A 13578-nucleotide genomic window follows, 5' to 3' on the forward strand; every position below is an offset into this window, starting at 1 on the left:
GACGATCGCGCGCGCTTCCACAAACGTTCCCTGGTTTCGCGGGGAGCTTGGCGTGGCAGGTGTCCTGGATGACAACCGTCTGGGACGTGGTGGTCGTCGGCGGTGGGCCCGCAGGCTCGGCGGCGGCACTGCGCGCTAAGCAGCTCGATCCTGGAGCGCGCGTCCTCCTCCTCGACAGGGACGATTTTCCCCGCGACAAGGCGTGCGGCGACGGCATTGCGGCCCACGGCGGGGACGAGCTGGCGCTGCTCGGCCTGCCCGATCTCATCGCCGACTACCGTCCGACGCGGCGTCTGTCGGTGGTCTCGCCCGGCGGCGTGCGTGTCTCGGCCACGGTCGCCCGCCCCAACCACGTGGTGCCCCGGATGGTGTTCGACGCTCGCCTCGTCGAGGCCGCCCGCGCCCGAGGGGTCGAGGTGCGCCGCCACCGCGTCCGCTCGCTGGTCCTCGATGGCCAGGTCGGGGGCGAGGTGCGCCGCGACGGCTCACCGGCCGTCGACGAAGGCCAGGTCGTCATCGGTGGGGAGGCGCGCCGCGGCTCGCCGGCGGCCGCCGACACTCACGTCGTCATCGACGGCGAGGTGCGCGCCCGGGCGGTCGTCGCGGCGGACGGCGCCAACTCCACGATGCGCCGGCTGCTCGGCGTGCCACCGCCGCCCGACGAACACACCGCCATCGCGGTGCGCGGCTACGCCGACCTGCCCGACGCCGACGACGCCCAGCTCATCGCCATGCAGCAGTCCGGTTGGCCCGCCTACGCGTGGGCCTTCCCCATCGGCGACGGCACCGCCAACGTGGGCTACGGCATGCTGCTGCCGAGGCTGCGGGAGACCGGACTGCCGGGCAGACAGGTGCTGTACGGCAGGCTCGCCGAACTGCTGCCCGGCCTGCCCGCACGCGACCTGCGCGCCCACCATCTGCCGCTGTCACCGGGTCGGCCCCGGCCGGGCGTCGGAAGGGTCATGTTCGCGGGCGACGCCGCCGGCCTCATCAACCCCCTGACCGGTGAGGGGATTTACTACGCGCTGCTGTCTGGCAGGCTCGCGGGGGAGGCGGCCGTCACGGCGCCCGCCGACCCGCTGGCCGCCTACCGGCGCAGCCTGCGTCGCGCGCTCGGACGGCACCTGCGCACGACCGACGTGCTCGCCCGAGCGGCACAGTCGCCCGGGTTCATCGACGCGGCGATCGAGACGGCCGCGCGCCGGCCGGAGGTCTTCGACCTACTGGTGGAGGTGGGCCTCGGCGCGGGCACCGTGCCCGTTCCGCTGGCCTGGGCCGTGTTCTCCCGCTGGGTCAAGGGAAGCGTGCGAAGGGCCCGCTGAACTTTCGGGGCTCCGGCGGCGGCTCGGTGTCCGAGACTAGGCCGCTCTGCGCGGGTATCCCGCCAGTGCGTCCTTGTCGCGCAACGCCTGCAACTCGCTGCGCGACATCGTTGTGGTGAACAGACCCGGGCCGGTCGCGGCCTGCGTCAGCCGGGTCCCGTCCGGGTGCCACACCCCGCTGCCACCGCACGACATCCAGCCCGGCCCCGTGCCGGCGTAGTTGGCAGCGATCGCGAACATGCGGTGATCCATGGCCCGTGCCCCGAAGTGGAGGTCCAGCCGCCGCATCTCCGCCAGTGTGTACAGCACCGATCCGGCGTAGACCTCCGCACCTCGCCGGGCCGCGTCCTCGGCGTGGGCCGGCACGCCGGCGTCGTAGCAGATGGCGAGAGCGACCTGCCAGCCGTCAACGTCGAGAAGCCTGCCCGGCCCGCCGGGCTGGAAGAGGTCGCGCTCCCGGCCGTGCAGGTTCTGCTTGCCGTAGACGTGGATGCTCCCGTCTGGGCGCACCGCCAGCGAGGCGATCGACCCCGTGCCGTCCGCCTGGCGGTAGGCCGCGCCCACCACGGCTGTCACCCCGCAGTCCTGCGCGGCCTGCCGGACGACGTCGAGCCGCGGGTCGTCCTCGGTCACCCACGCCGCCGGGCCGTCAAAGAGGCCGAGGTCGTAGCCGACGAGGGAGAGCTCGGGGAACATGAGTAGCTTCGCCCCGGAGTGAGCGGCCACCGGGATCAAAGCCGCCGCCGCATGAGCATTGGCGGTCACATCCCCCGGGACGGCGGAAGTCTGGGCGACTGTCACGATCAACGTCTCTTGGGGCACGGCGGCATCCTAGCGTTCGCGGGCTCACCGGCTCCGCGACCAGACCGGGGCTCGTGCGTGCAGCCGGTGAAACGGTCGAGTGGGAGGTGGGCAGGCCCGGTGAGCCGTCGGTTCAGGCGGTGAGCTGGGCGCCGTTGGACACCAGGAGGGCGACGTCGATCGCGGCCACCACGATCGCGGCGGCGAAGGGCGCCTTGGGGGCGCGACCGCCCAGCAGCAGCCCCGCCACCGTGACGGCGCCGGCCGCGACGACCGCGATCCAGGCGGCCACGCCCGCCTCGCCGTACGGGCCGAAGGACAGCAGTGCCGTCGCCGCCAGCAGGGGCAGCGGGACCAGGACGGAGACGAGGACAGGCCCGAGCCGCTGCGGCAGTCCGCGCACGCCGGCCGCGAGGTCGGCCCAGATGTCGGGCAGCACGTTCGCCAGGTGCGCGCCGACGCCGAGGAGCGCGGCGGCCAGGACCGCCCACCACGCGGGCCACGGCCGTCCCGGCAGGCCGAGCGTCACGAAGGCGGGCAGCGCGCCGAACCCTACGGCGTACGGCAGCCAGGACAGGACGGTGGCCTTCACGCCGAGGTCGTAGGCCCACGCCGCCCCGACGCCCGCCAGGTGGACGCCGCCCGCGGCCCAGCCCGAGGCCAGCGACAGCGGCACGCAGAGCGCCAGCGCGACGATCGCGGCCCCGCGCACGGTCCTGACGTTCACCATGCCCGCCACGATCGGCTTGCCGGTCCGCCCCGCGGCCGCGTCGCGGGAGGCGTCGACCGCGTCGTTGCACCAGCCGATCGACAGCTGCCCGGTCAGGACCGCCGCCGCCACCAGCGCGCACCCGGCCGGGTCCCGCCCGCTCGCCACGGCCAGCACGGTGACCAGCACGGTGACCGCGACCACCGGACCCGGATGACAGCTCCCGGCCAGCCCCCCAAGGACCCGTGCAGCGGTGACGGTCAGCCCCCCGAGCACCCGCGCCGCGCTCACTGCCTGTCACCAGCCGATCGTTGGCAGCCGAATCCATGCCGTCCCATGGGCATAGTAGCCACCGGGCAGGGCAGCCTCCCGGGAAGCATCTACCGGAGGGTTACCGATGACCTGGATCGCAGCCGTCCACGGCGTGCTGCCCCCCAACCGCTATCCGCAGCGCGAGCTCACCGACCTGGCCGCCCGCACGTTCCTGCCAGAGGGGGCCGACCGCCGCCTGCTGGACCGGCTGCACACCAGCGCCAGGGTCGAGCAGCGACATCTGGCCCTCCCGCTCGACCAGTACGGCAAGCTCGACGGCTTCGGCGCGGCCAACGACGTGTTCGTCTCGACCGCCGTCGAGCTCGGCGCCGAGGCGGTCGGCGCGGCGCTGGAGGAGGCCGGGCTCGCGCCCGCCGACGTGGACCTCTTCCTGTTCACCTCCGTCACCGGCGTCGCGGCGCCCTCGGTGGAGGCCAGGGTGGCCGGCCGCCTGGGGATGCGGCCCGACGTCAAGCGCGTCCCCGTCTTCGGCCTGGGCTGCGTGGCGGGCGCGGCGGGCATCGCCAGGCTGCACGACTACCTGCTCGGCTGGCCCGATCACGTGGCCGTGCTGCTGTCGGTCGAGCTGTGCTCGCTGACGCTGCAGCGCGGCGACGCCTCCACGGCCAGCCTGGTGGCCAGCTCGCTGTTCGGCGACGGCGCCGCCGCGGTGGTGGCCTGCGGCGCGGGGCGGGAGGGGCACGGGCCCCGCGTGATCGCCACGCGCAGCCACCTGTATCCGGACTCCGAGCACGTCATGGGGTGGGAGGTCAGGGACAGCGGCTTCGGCGTGGTGCTCGACGCGGGCGTCCCCGACGTCGTGCGCAGCTACCTCGCCGACGACGTCCACGGCTTCCTGTCCGACCACGGCCTGACCGCCGACGAGGTGACGGCTTGGGTGTGCCATCCGGGCGGCCCGAAGGTGCTGGACGCGGTGGCCGACGCCCTCGACCTGCCGCCGGACGCCCTGGAGCTGACCTGGCGTTCGCTGGCCGCCAACGGCAACCTGTCGTCGGCCTCGGTGCTGCACGTGCTGCGCGACACGCTGCGCCTGCGTCCGCCGCGGCCCGGCACGGCCGGGCTGCTCGTCGCGATGGGCCCGGGGTTCTGCTCCGAGCTCGTCCTGCTGCGCTGGTAGCCGCCGATGCCGTGGTACGCGCTTCTGGTGCTGCTCGTGGGCGTCGAACGCCTCGCCGAGCTCGTCGTCGCACGCCGTAACACCCGCTGGAGCATGGCGCGCGGCGGGCTCGTGTACGGCCGGCGCCACTACCCGTGGATGGTGGCGCTCCACACGGGGCTGCTGGCCGGGTGCCTGCTGGAGGTGTACGCCGTCGGCAGGCTGTTCGTCCCGGCGCTCGGCTGGCCGATGCTGGCCCTGGTGCTCGCCTCGCAGGCGCTGCGCTGGTGGTGTGTCAGGGCGCTCGGGCCGCGATGGAACACCCAGGTGATCGTGGTGCCGGGGCTGCCCGCGGTGCGCAGCGGGCCGTACCGGCTGGGCTGGCTGCGTCACCCCAACTACGTGGCGGTGGTCGTCGAGGGGATCGCGTTGCCGCTCGTCCACACCGCCTGGGTCACCGCGCTGGTGTTCACCGTTGCCAACGCCGTCCTGCTGGGGGTGCGGATCCGGTGCGAGAACGCGGCTCTGGCCACGCTGCCGACGTGATCGACATCATCGTGGCGGGCGGCGGCCCCGCGGGCCTGGCGACCGCCATCCACGCCGCGCTGGCGGGGATGGACGTCGTGGTCGTCGAGCCGCGCGCCACGCCCGTCGACAAGGCGTGCGGCGAGGGCCTCATGCCGGGCGGGGTCGCCGCCCTGCGGGCGATGGGGGTGGAGGTCGGCGGCCACCCGCTGCTCGGGATCGACTACGTCCAGGCGGCGACCCGCGCGCGGGCCCGCTTCGGCGGCGCGTCCGGCCGCGGCGTGCGCCGTACCGCGCTGCACGCGGCCCTGTCGGCGCGGGCGGCCGAGCTGGGCGTGCCGGTCGTCACCGGCAGGATCACCCGCGTCCGCCAGGACACGCGCGGGGTCGAGGCGGGCGGCCTGCGCGCCCGCTGGCTGGTGGCCGCCGACGGGCTGCACTCCCCGCTGCGCCAGTCACTGCGGCTCGGTCTGCGCGACCCCCGGCCGCACAGGTACGGCCTGCGCAGGCACTACCACGTCGCGCCGTGGTCCGACTTCGTCGAGGTCCACTGGTCGGGGCGGGCGGAGGCGTACGTGACGCCGGTGGGCGACGACCTGGTGGGCGTGGCGGTCCTGAGCGCCGAACGCCGCCACTACGACGAGCACCTGGCGGCCTTCCCCGATCTGCGGCGCAGGCTCACCGGCCCGGCCGCGACGCCGGTCAAGGGCGCGGGGCCGCTACGGCAGCGCGTGCGCAGCAGGGTGGCGGGCCGGGTCCTGCTCGTCGGCGACGCCGCGGGCTACACCGACGCGATCACCGGGGAGGGCGTCAGCCTGGCCGCGCTGTCCGCGCAGGCGCTCGTGGGCTGCCTGGCGGCCGGACGTCCCCAGGACTACGAGCGCGCGTGGCGGCGGCTCTCGCGTACCCACCGCCTGCTCACCGGGGCACTGCTGGGCGTCGCACGCAGCCCGTGCGCGGCCCGCCTGGTGGTGCCCGCCGCCGCCCGCCTGCCCGCGCTGTTCACCACGGTGGTGCGCACCCTCGCCTGATTGGACCTCAGCAGCAGCTCGAGAAGGCCCTGAAGAGCACATCCTGAAGATCGCCGCATATGCTCGGCAGGTATGCGGTTCTCTGAACGAGTCCTGGACCTCTTCGGCGAGGACGCCGTCTGGTCCGACGACCACGAGGGCATGAGCGGTCACCTGCTGCGGGTCAGCAGCGCGTCGGGGGTCTTCTACGTCAAGCACGGGTCCGTCGCGGAGGCGGAGTACGAGCGCCTGCGCTGGCTGAAGCACTGGATGGCGGTGCCCGACATCGTGGCCTTCGACCAGGACGCGCTGGTGCTGGCCGATGTGGGCTGGCCGAGCCTCGAACGCAGGGCGCCGGCCGACATCGGCGCGATCATGGGCAGGGTGCTGCGCGAGCTGCATGCCGTACCGATCGAGGAGTGCCCCTTCGACGAGGGCCTGACGGTACGGCTGGCGCGCGCGGAGCAGCGGCTGGAGGCCGGGCTGGTCGACGCGGACGACTTCGACGACGACCACGCGGACCTGAGCCCGCGGCAGGTCTACGACCGCCTGCTCGCCGACCGGCCCGCCCACGAGGACCTGGTCGTCGCCCACGGCGACTACACCCCGAGCAACGTGCTCGTCTCCCGCGACGGGCGGCCGGTGCTGATCGACGTGGGCGGGCTCGGCGTCGCCGACCGCTACCTGGACCTGGCGATCGCGCTGCGCGACCTGGGCGAGGACTTCGGCGAGTCCGCCGTCGACGACTTCCTCACGGCCTACGGGCTGGAGGAGGTCGACCGGCGGCGGCTCGACTACTACCGGCTGCTGGACGAGATGTTCTGAGAGTACGGCCGCAGACATGCGTGAGCGCCCCGCCCAGCACTCTGGGCGGGGCGCTCGCCCGCTAACGGGACCTCTTGCATAAAACCGGTCTTGACATCCGCAATCCACGCCCGCACTCTGTTGCGTATAGCGCGAGATGTTTCTCTTTGCGAAACCGAGGTGTGACACGATGATTCCAGCGTGCCCACTTGCATCACTGCCGCGGGGCGAGGCCGTCCGGGTGGAGGCCGATCCGCCCATCGCCGTCTTCCATACCGAGGACGGCGAGATCCTCGCCATCGACGACACCTGCACGCATCAGGATGCCTCGTTGGCCGACGGCTGGCTCGAGGGATGCGAGATCGAATGCCCGCTGCACGCCTCGCGGTTCGATCTGCGCACCGGCCAGGTTGACGCGCCCCCGGCCAAGCGTCCCGTCCGTACCCACCAGGTGGTGGTCGAGGACGACGTCATCTATGTCGTGCCCTCCGACGAGGAGCCGAACCTGCCGCCAGGGGTCGCCCTCAAGGGGCAGGCGTGAACACCGCAGGCGTCAACACCGTCTGCGTGGTCGGCGCCTCGCTGGCCGGGCTCCTGACCGCCAGGGCGCTGCGTGGCCAGGGCTACACGGGCCGCCTGGTGCTGGTCGGCGAGGAGCGGCACCGGCCGTACGACCGGCCGCCGCTGTCCAAGGACTTCCTCAAGGGCGCCATCGGCGAGGCCGACCTCGCCCTGGAGGGCGAGGGCGAGGAGCTCGACATCGAGTGGCGGCTCGGCGTCGCCGCCACCGCGCTCGACGCCGCCGCCCGCCGCGTCACGCTGAGCGACGGCACCTCCATCAGGGCCGACGGCATCGTGATCGCCACCGGCGCGGCCGCCCGCGAGCTGCCGGGCTCGCGCGGGCTGGCCGGCGTCCACACGCTGCGCACACTCGACGACGCCCGCGCGCTCCGCGGCGACCTGGAGAGCGCGCGGCGGATGGTCGTGATCGGCGGCGGCTTCATCGGCGCCGAGGTGGCCGCGACCGCCAGAGACCTCGGGCTCGACGTCACGCTCGTGGAGTCGGGGACCGCGCCGCTGGCCGGCGTCCTCGGCCAGTCGATGGCCGAGGCGATCGCCACGCTGCACGAGCGGCGCGGCGTGCGCCTGGTGCGCGGCGCGTACGTGACGGAGCTGACGGGCACGGAACTGGGGGGCACGGAACTGGGGGGCACGGAACTGGGGGGCACGGGACGGGTGGACGGCGTACGGCTGGCCGACGGCACCCACCTGCCCGCCGACGTCGTGGTCGTAGGGATCGGCGCGATACCCAACACCTCGTGGCTGGAGGGCAGCGGCATCGAGCTCGGCGACGGCGTGGTCTGCGACGAGGGCGGCGGCACCTGCGTGCCCGGCATCGTCGCGGTGGGCGACTGCGCGGCCTGGTTCGACCCGGCCCAGGGCCGCCATCACCGGGTCGAGCACTGGACCGGCGCCAGGCAGCGGGCCGCCGTCGCGGCGGCGACGCTGCTGTCGGGCGGCACCGCCAGGCCCGAGCCCGCGCGCCCCGCCTACTTCTGGTCCGACCAGTACGACATCAAGATCCAGTTCATCGGGCACGCCAGTGCCGCCGACTCGGTGACCGTGGAGGAGGGCGACCCCGCCGACCACAGCTTCCTCGCCGTCTACCGGCAGGGCGAGCGCCCTGTCGCGGTGCTGGGAGTCAACCAGGTCAGGTTGTTCACCCGCTGGCGCCGACACATGGAGACCGCGCCGGTCCAGGCCGGCTGACACAGGAGTGAATCATGGCTCATGAAGTACGCGGCGTGGTCGCGACGGGCAAGGGCAAGCCGGTAAGCCTGGAGACGATCATCGTCCCCGACCCCGGGCCCGGTGAGGCGCTGGTGAAGGTGCAGGCGTGCGGCGTCTGCCACACCGACCTGCACTACCGCGAGGGCGGCATCAGCGACGACTTCCCGTTCCTGCTCGGCCACGAGGCGGCGGGCGTGGTGGAGGCCGTCGGCCCCGACGTCACCGACGTCGCCGTGGGCGACTTCGTCATCCTCAACTGGCGCGCGGTGTGCGGCTCCTGTCGCGCCTGCCTGCGGGGCCGCCCGCAGTACTGCTTCGCCACCCACAACGCCACGCAGAAGATGACGCTGAAGGACGGCACCCCGCTCAGCCCCGCCCTCGGGATCGGCGCCTTCGCCGAGAAGACGCTGGTGGCGGCCGGGCAGTGCACCAAGGTCGATCCCGCAGCCGCGCCCGCCGCGGCGGGGCTGCTCGGCTGCGGCGTGATGGCCGGCCTCGGCGCGGCGGTGAACACCGGCGCGGTCAGCCGCGGTGACTCGGTCGCGGTGATCGGCTGCGGCGGCGTCGGCAACGCGGCGATCGCCGGAGCGCGCCTGGTCGGGGCCACCACGATCATCGCGGTGGACGTCGACGACCGCAAGCTCGCCTGGGCGCGCGACTTCGGCGCCACCCACACGGTCAACGCCAAGGAGAGCGACCCGGTCGAGGCGGTCAGGGAACTCACCGGCGGGTTCGGCGCCGACGTGGTGATCGACGCGGTCGGCCGCCCCGAAACCTTCAAGCAGGCCTTCTACGCCCGCGACCTGGCCGGGACCGCCGTGCTCGTCGGCGTGCCCACCCCCGAGATGACGCTGGAGCTGCCCCTGCTCGACGTCTTCGGCCGCGGCGGCGCGCTGAAGTCCAGCTGGTACGGCGACTGCCTGCCCAGCCGCGACTTCCCCATGCTGATCTCCCTCTACCTGCAGGGCCGCTTCGACCTCGACGCCTTCGTCACCGAGACCATCGCCCTCGACCAGGTGGAGGACGCCTTCGCCAAGATGCACCACGGCGACGTGCTGCGCTCGGTGGTGGTGCTGTGATGCGCGTCGAACGCCTGGTCACCTCGGGGACGTTCAGCCTGGACGGCGGGACCTGGGACGTCGACAACAACGTGTGGCTGCTCGGCGACGACGACCAGGTGCTGGTCATCGACGCCGCCCACGACGCCGACGCGATCGCGGCAGCGGTCGGCGACCGCAGGCTCGTGGGCATCGTGTGCACGCACGCCCACGACGACCACGTGAACGCCGCGCCCGCGCTGGCCGCCCGCACCGGCGCGCCCGTCCTGCTGCACCCCGACGACTCGGTGCTGTGGAAGCTCACCCACCCGGTCGCCGCTCCCGACCGGGCGCTGGCCAACGGGCAGATCATCAGGGTCGGCGACAGCGCCGTCCACGTCCTGCACACTCCTGGGCACGCTCCGGGCGCGGTCTGCCTGTACGTGCCCGAGCTGGGCGTCCTGTTCTCCGGCGACACGCTCTTCCAGGGCGGTCCAGGGGCCACGGGCAGGTCGTACAGCGACTTCCCGACGATCATCTCGTCGATCAGCCGAACACTGCTCACCCTGCCGGCCGAGACCGTGGTCCACACCGGGCACGGCGGCGACACCAGCATCGGGGCCGAGGCCCCGCAGCTCGAGGACTGGATTCGCCGAGGACACTGACCCGGCCCGTATCAGAGGAGTACTCCCGTGACCACCTCAAGCACCGCCCCCACCTCCAGCGTGATCCCCACCCTGCCCGGCCACTACTACACCGATCAGGAGCTGTTCGCGCGGGAGCAGAAGAACATCTTCGAGGCGATGTGGTTCTGCGTGGTGCGCTCGTCCGACCTGCCGAAGCCGGGCTCGTTCAAGACGGTCCAGGTCGGCAGCGAGAACATCCTGGTCACCAGGGCGCGCGACAAGTCGGTGCGCGCCTTCTTCAACGTCTGCCGGCACCGCGGCGCGCAGCTGTGCGCCGAGGAGTCCGGCGAGGTCAAGCGGGCCTTCCAGTGCATGTACCACGCGTGGACCTACGACCTCGACGGCAAGCTGATCGCGGCGCCCAACCTCACGAAGATGGCCGACCTCGACCGTGTCGAGTACGGCCTGGTCAAGGTGCACGTCCGGGAGTGGCTCGGCTATGTGTGGGTCTGCCTGGCCGATGAGCCTCCCTCCTTCGAGGAGGACGTGCTCGGCGCCGTGACCGAGCGGCTCGGCGCCCTCGACCTGATCGACAACTACGACGTGGCGGCGCTCGAGGTCGGCCGCAGGATCGTCTACGACGTGAAGGCCAACTGGAAGCTCATCATCGAGAACTTCATGGAGTGCTACCACTGCGCCACGATCCACCCCGAGCTGACCGAGGTGCTGCCGGAGTTCGCCGACGGCTACGCGGCGCAGTACTTCGTCGGGCACGGCGCGGAGTTCGGCGAGGAGATCCAGGGCTTCACCGTGGACGGCTCCGAGGGGCTCGACCGCATCCCCGGCGTGAGCGAGGATCAGGACAGGCGCTACTACGCGATCACGATCAAGCCCCAGGTCTTCATCAACCTGGTGCCCGACCACGTCATCGTGCATCGTATGTTTCCATTGGCGGTCGACAGGACCGTCGTCGAGTGTGACTGGCTCTATCTTCCCGACGTGGTGGCGAGCGGAAAGGACCTGGACAAGTCCGTGGAGCTCTTCCACCGCGTCAACGAGCAGGACTTCGAGGCGTGCGAGCGCTGCCAGCCCGCGATGGGCTCGCGCACGTACGCCAAGGGCGGCGTGCTCGTGCCGAGCGAGCACCACATCGGCGCCTTCCACGAATGGGTACAGAACAGGATCGGCTGACAGTGGTGAGAAAGGCCCCGCGCGACGACGCCGGCGACGAGGGCATGCGGGTCGGCCCGCCCAAGGACTGGGCGGGCGGGCTGCCCGCCGTGGCTCATGCGATGGACACCGCCTACCGCCAGATGGGGGTGGGCCGCACCGCGCTGACGCTGCTCCAGGTCAACCAGAAGCGCGGCTTCGACTGCCCGGGGTGCGCCTGGCCCGAGGGTGAGCACCGCAGCCCCGCCGAGTTCTGCGAGAACGGCGCCAAGGCGGTCGCCGAGGAGGCCACCACGCGCAAGGTCGGGCGGGAGTTCTTCGCCGCCCATCCGGTGAGCGAGCTGGCCGTCCGCAGCGACCACTGGCTCGGCCAGCAGGGCAGGCTCACCGAGCCGATGCACAAGCCCGCGGGCGCCGACCACTACGTGCCGATCGCGTGGGAGGCCGCCTTCGAGATCATCGCCAGGGAGTTGCGCGCTCTCGACGGTCCCGACGAGGCGGTCTTCTACACCTCGGGCCGCACCTCCAACGAGGCCGCCTTCGCCTACCAACTGCTCGTGCGCCGCTTCGGCACCAACAACCTGCCCGACTGCTCCAACATGTGCCACGAGTCGAGCGGCTCGGCGCTCAACCAGACGCTCGGCATCGGCAAGGGCACGGTGTCGCTGGAGGACCTGCACCGGGCCGAGCTCATCTTCGTGGTGGGCCAGAACCCCGGCACCAACCATCCCCGCATGCTGACGGCGCTGGAGCGGGCCAAGCGCGCGGGGGCGCGGATCGTCGCGGTCAACCCGCTGCCCGAGGCGGGCCTGCTGCGCTTCAAGAACCCGCAGAAGGCCTCCGGTCTCGGCCGGGGCACCTCGCTGGCCGACCGCTTCCTGCAGATCCGCCTCAACGGCGACATGGCGCTGTTCCAGGCTCTGTCCCTGCTCCTGATCGACTCCGCCGACCAGGAGTTCATCGAACGGCACACGCACGGGTTCGAGGAGTGGGAACGCGGCGTGCGCGGGCTCGACTGGGCCGAGGTGCTGGAGGCCACCGGCCTGACCAGGGCCGAGCTGGAGGCGACGGCCGAGGACGTGCGCGCGGCCGGATCGGTCGTCGTGTGCTGGGCGATGGGGCTGACGCAGCACCGCAACTCCGTGGCCACGATCAGGGAAGTGGTCAACTTCCTGCTGCTGCGCGGCAACGTCGGCAGGAGCGGCGCGGGCGTCTGCCCAGTGCGCGGCCACTCCAACGTCCAGGGCGATCGGACCATGGGCATCTACGAGAAGCCGTCGCAGGTCTTCCTCGACGCGCTGGGCAAGGAGTTCGGCTTCTCGCCGCCCGCCCACCACGGCCTCGACACCGTGGAGGCGATCCGCGCCATGCGCGACGGGGCGGCCAAGGTGTTCGTCGGCATGGGCGGCAACTTCGTCAGGGCCACGCCCGACAGCGACGTCACCGAGGCGGCGCTGCGCCGTACGAGGCTGACGGTGCAGGTCTCCACCAAGCTCAACCGCTCCCACGCGGTGTGCGGCGAGGAGGCGCTCATCCTGCCGACGCTGGGCCGTACCGAACGCGATCCCGCAGGCTACGTGACCGTTGAAGACTCGATGGGCCTGGTGCACGCCTCCCGCGGCAGGCTCAAGCCCGCCTCGGCGGGCCTGCTGTCGGAGGTGGCGATCGTCTGCGGGCTGGCCGAGGCGCTCTTCGGCGACGATCCGCACGTGCCGTGGGCGGACTTCGAGCGCGACTACGGCGCGATCAGAGACCGCGTGTCGCGGGTGATCCCGGGCTTCGAGGACTTCAACGCCCGCGCGCTCACCGGCTTCGCGCTGCCCAACGCGCCACGCGACGAGCGCAGGTTCCCGACGGCGACGGGGAAGGCCAACTTCACCGTCAACGAGCTGGAGGTGCTGCGGGTCCCGCCGGGCCGCCTGCTGCTGCAGACGGTCAGGAGCCACGACCAGTACAACACCACGATCTACGGGCTCGACGACCGCTACCGGGGGGTCAAGGCGGGCCGCAGGGTCGTCTTCGTCCATCCCGACGACCTGGCCGAGCGCGACCTCGCCGACGGCGACCTGGTCGACCTGGTCAGCGAGTGGCCGGACGGCGAGCGCAAGGCCGACGCGTTCAGGGTGATCGCCTACCCGACGGCGCGCGGCTGCTGCGCGGCCTACTTCCCCGAGACCAACGTGCTGGTGCCGCTCGACTCGGTGGCCGAGACGTCCAACACCCCGACCTCCAAGAGCGTGGTCGTACGGCTGGAGCGGGCTAGTACTACATGGCTAGATCGCACGAGGTGATCGATCGGTTTCCCTGCGCGAGAAGGCTGGGGTATGTGACTGTGCTGGCGTGCCCCAGCCTCA

13 protein-coding genes are annotated in these 13578 nt (G+C 72.4%); 11 read left to right on the plus strand and 2 right to left on the minus strand.

The genetic code is table 11. The features are described from left to right. The first annotated feature begins 68 nt into the window (after positions 1-68). Entirely contained in the window at positions 69-1322 is a 1254-nt protein-coding gene (locus ACFXJ8_RS29860) for an NAD(P)/FAD-dependent oxidoreductase (protein ID WP_379647301.1), read from the plus strand. Between the two features lie 36 nt (positions 1323-1358). Here the strand turns inward: ACFXJ8_RS29860 and ACFXJ8_RS29865 are convergent, their stop codons facing one another. Both ACFXJ8_RS29865 and ACFXJ8_RS29870 read right to left on the minus strand, forming a co-directional pair. Next, positions 1359-2144, minus strand: coding sequence for a carbon-nitrogen hydrolase family protein (locus ACFXJ8_RS29865; RefSeq protein ID WP_379647302.1), 786 nt, complete (start codon positions 2142-2144; stop codon positions 1359-1361). Between the two features lie 112 nt (positions 2145-2256). Continuing rightward, a complete protein-coding gene (locus tag ACFXJ8_RS29870; protein ID WP_379647303.1) occupies positions 2257-3123 on the minus strand; it encodes a UbiA family prenyltransferase in 867 nt (288 codons plus the stop codon). A 106-nt stretch (positions 3124-3229) separates the two neighbouring features. On the opposite strand from ACFXJ8_RS29870, the gene ACFXJ8_RS29875 reads away from it, so the two are divergent. The 10 genes from ACFXJ8_RS29875 to ACFXJ8_RS29920 all read left to right on the plus strand — a co-directional run bounded on the left by ACFXJ8_RS29875 (position 3230) and on the right by ACFXJ8_RS29920 (position 13515). Then, complete coding sequence (locus ACFXJ8_RS29875) at positions 3230-4282, plus strand: type III polyketide synthase (RefSeq protein ID WP_379647304.1); 1053 nt, start codon at positions 3230-3232, stop codon at positions 4280-4282. Between the two features lie 6 nt (positions 4283-4288). Continuing rightward, positions 4289-4807, plus strand: a complete 519-nt coding sequence (locus tag ACFXJ8_RS29880) for an isoprenylcysteine carboxyl methyltransferase family protein (RefSeq protein WP_379647305.1) — start codon at positions 4289-4291, stop codon at positions 4805-4807. Further along, positions 4804-5817 (plus strand): NAD(P)/FAD-dependent oxidoreductase, encoded by a 1014-nt coding sequence (locus ACFXJ8_RS29885; RefSeq protein WP_379647306.1) that lies wholly within the window; start codon positions 4804-4806, stop codon positions 5815-5817. Before ACFXJ8_RS29880 ends, ACFXJ8_RS29885 begins: the two co-directional genes overlap by 4 nt. 72 nt (positions 5818-5889) lie before the next feature. Then, a complete protein-coding gene (locus tag ACFXJ8_RS29890; RefSeq protein WP_379647307.1) occupies positions 5890-6621 on the plus strand; it encodes an APH(3') family aminoglycoside O-phosphotransferase in 732 nt (243 codons plus the stop codon). A gap of 169 nt (positions 6622-6790) precedes the next feature. Further along, a complete protein-coding gene (locus tag ACFXJ8_RS29895) occupies positions 6791-7141 on the plus strand; it encodes a bifunctional 3-phenylpropionate/cinnamic acid dioxygenase ferredoxin subunit (RefSeq protein WP_379647308.1) in 351 nt (116 codons plus the stop codon). After that, a complete protein-coding gene (locus ACFXJ8_RS29900) occupies positions 7138-8370 on the plus strand; it encodes an NAD(P)/FAD-dependent oxidoreductase (protein ID WP_379647309.1) in 1233 nt (410 codons plus the stop codon). Before ACFXJ8_RS29895 ends, ACFXJ8_RS29900 begins: the two co-directional genes overlap by 4 nt. Before the next feature lie 14 nt (positions 8371-8384). Continuing rightward, entirely contained in the window at positions 8385-9470 is a 1086-nt protein-coding gene (locus tag ACFXJ8_RS29905) for an S-(hydroxymethyl)mycothiol dehydrogenase (RefSeq protein ID WP_379647310.1), read from the plus strand. After that, on the plus strand, positions 9470-10093 hold the full coding sequence (locus ACFXJ8_RS29910) for an MBL fold metallo-hydrolase (RefSeq protein WP_379647311.1): 624 nt from the start codon (positions 9470-9472) through the stop codon (positions 10091-10093). Before ACFXJ8_RS29905 ends, ACFXJ8_RS29910 begins: the two co-directional genes overlap by 1 nt. A 27-nt stretch (positions 10094-10120) precedes the next feature. Beyond that, complete coding sequence (locus ACFXJ8_RS29915) at positions 10121-11245, plus strand: aromatic ring-hydroxylating dioxygenase subunit alpha (protein ID WP_379647312.1); 1125 nt, start codon at positions 10121-10123, stop codon at positions 11243-11245. Continuing rightward, positions 11221-13515 carry an FdhF/YdeP family oxidoreductase gene (locus ACFXJ8_RS29920; protein ID WP_379647313.1) on the plus strand — a complete coding sequence of 765 codons (2295 nt, stop codon included), beginning with the start codon at positions 11221-11223 and terminating at the stop codon, positions 13513-13515. Before ACFXJ8_RS29915 ends, ACFXJ8_RS29920 begins: the two co-directional genes overlap by 25 nt. Positions 13516-13578: the final 63 nt, after the last annotated feature.

It is taken from the genome of Nonomuraea sp. NPDC059194 (genome assembly GCF_042754765.1).
In the GTDB taxonomy this organism is placed as follows: Bacteria; Actinomycetota; Actinomycetes; order Streptosporangiales; family Streptosporangiaceae; genus Nonomuraea.

What these genes read in the sequence shown, in the direction of transcription:
- ACFXJ8_RS29895 (WP_379647308.1), top strand. Translation starts at nt 6,791, where the DNA reads ATGATTCCAGCGTGCCCACTTGCATCACTGCCGCGGGGCGAGGCCGTC.
- ACFXJ8_RS29880 (WP_379647305.1), top strand. Translation starts at nt 4,289, where the DNA reads ATGCCGTGGTACGCGCTTCTGGTGCTGCTCGTGGGCGTCGAACGCCTC.
- ACFXJ8_RS29920 (WP_379647313.1), top strand. Translation starts at nt 11,221, where the DNA reads ATGGGTACAGAACAGGATCGGCTGACAGTGGTGAGAAAGGCCCCGCGC.
- ACFXJ8_RS29875 (WP_379647304.1), top strand. Translation starts at nt 3,230, where the DNA reads ATGACCTGGATCGCAGCCGTCCACGGCGTGCTGCCCCCCAACCGCTAT.
- ACFXJ8_RS29910 (WP_379647311.1), top strand. Translation starts at nt 9,470, where the DNA reads ATGCGCGTCGAACGCCTGGTCACCTCGGGGACGTTCAGCCTGGACGGC.
- ACFXJ8_RS29890 (WP_379647307.1), top strand. Translation starts at nt 5,890, where the DNA reads ATGCGGTTCTCTGAACGAGTCCTGGACCTCTTCGGCGAGGACGCCGTC.
- ACFXJ8_RS29860 (WP_379647301.1), top strand. Translation starts at nt 69, where the DNA reads ATGACAACCGTCTGGGACGTGGTGGTCGTCGGCGGTGGGCCCGCAGGC.
- ACFXJ8_RS29905 (WP_379647310.1), top strand. Translation starts at nt 8,385, where the DNA reads ATGGCTCATGAAGTACGCGGCGTGGTCGCGACGGGCAAGGGCAAGCCG.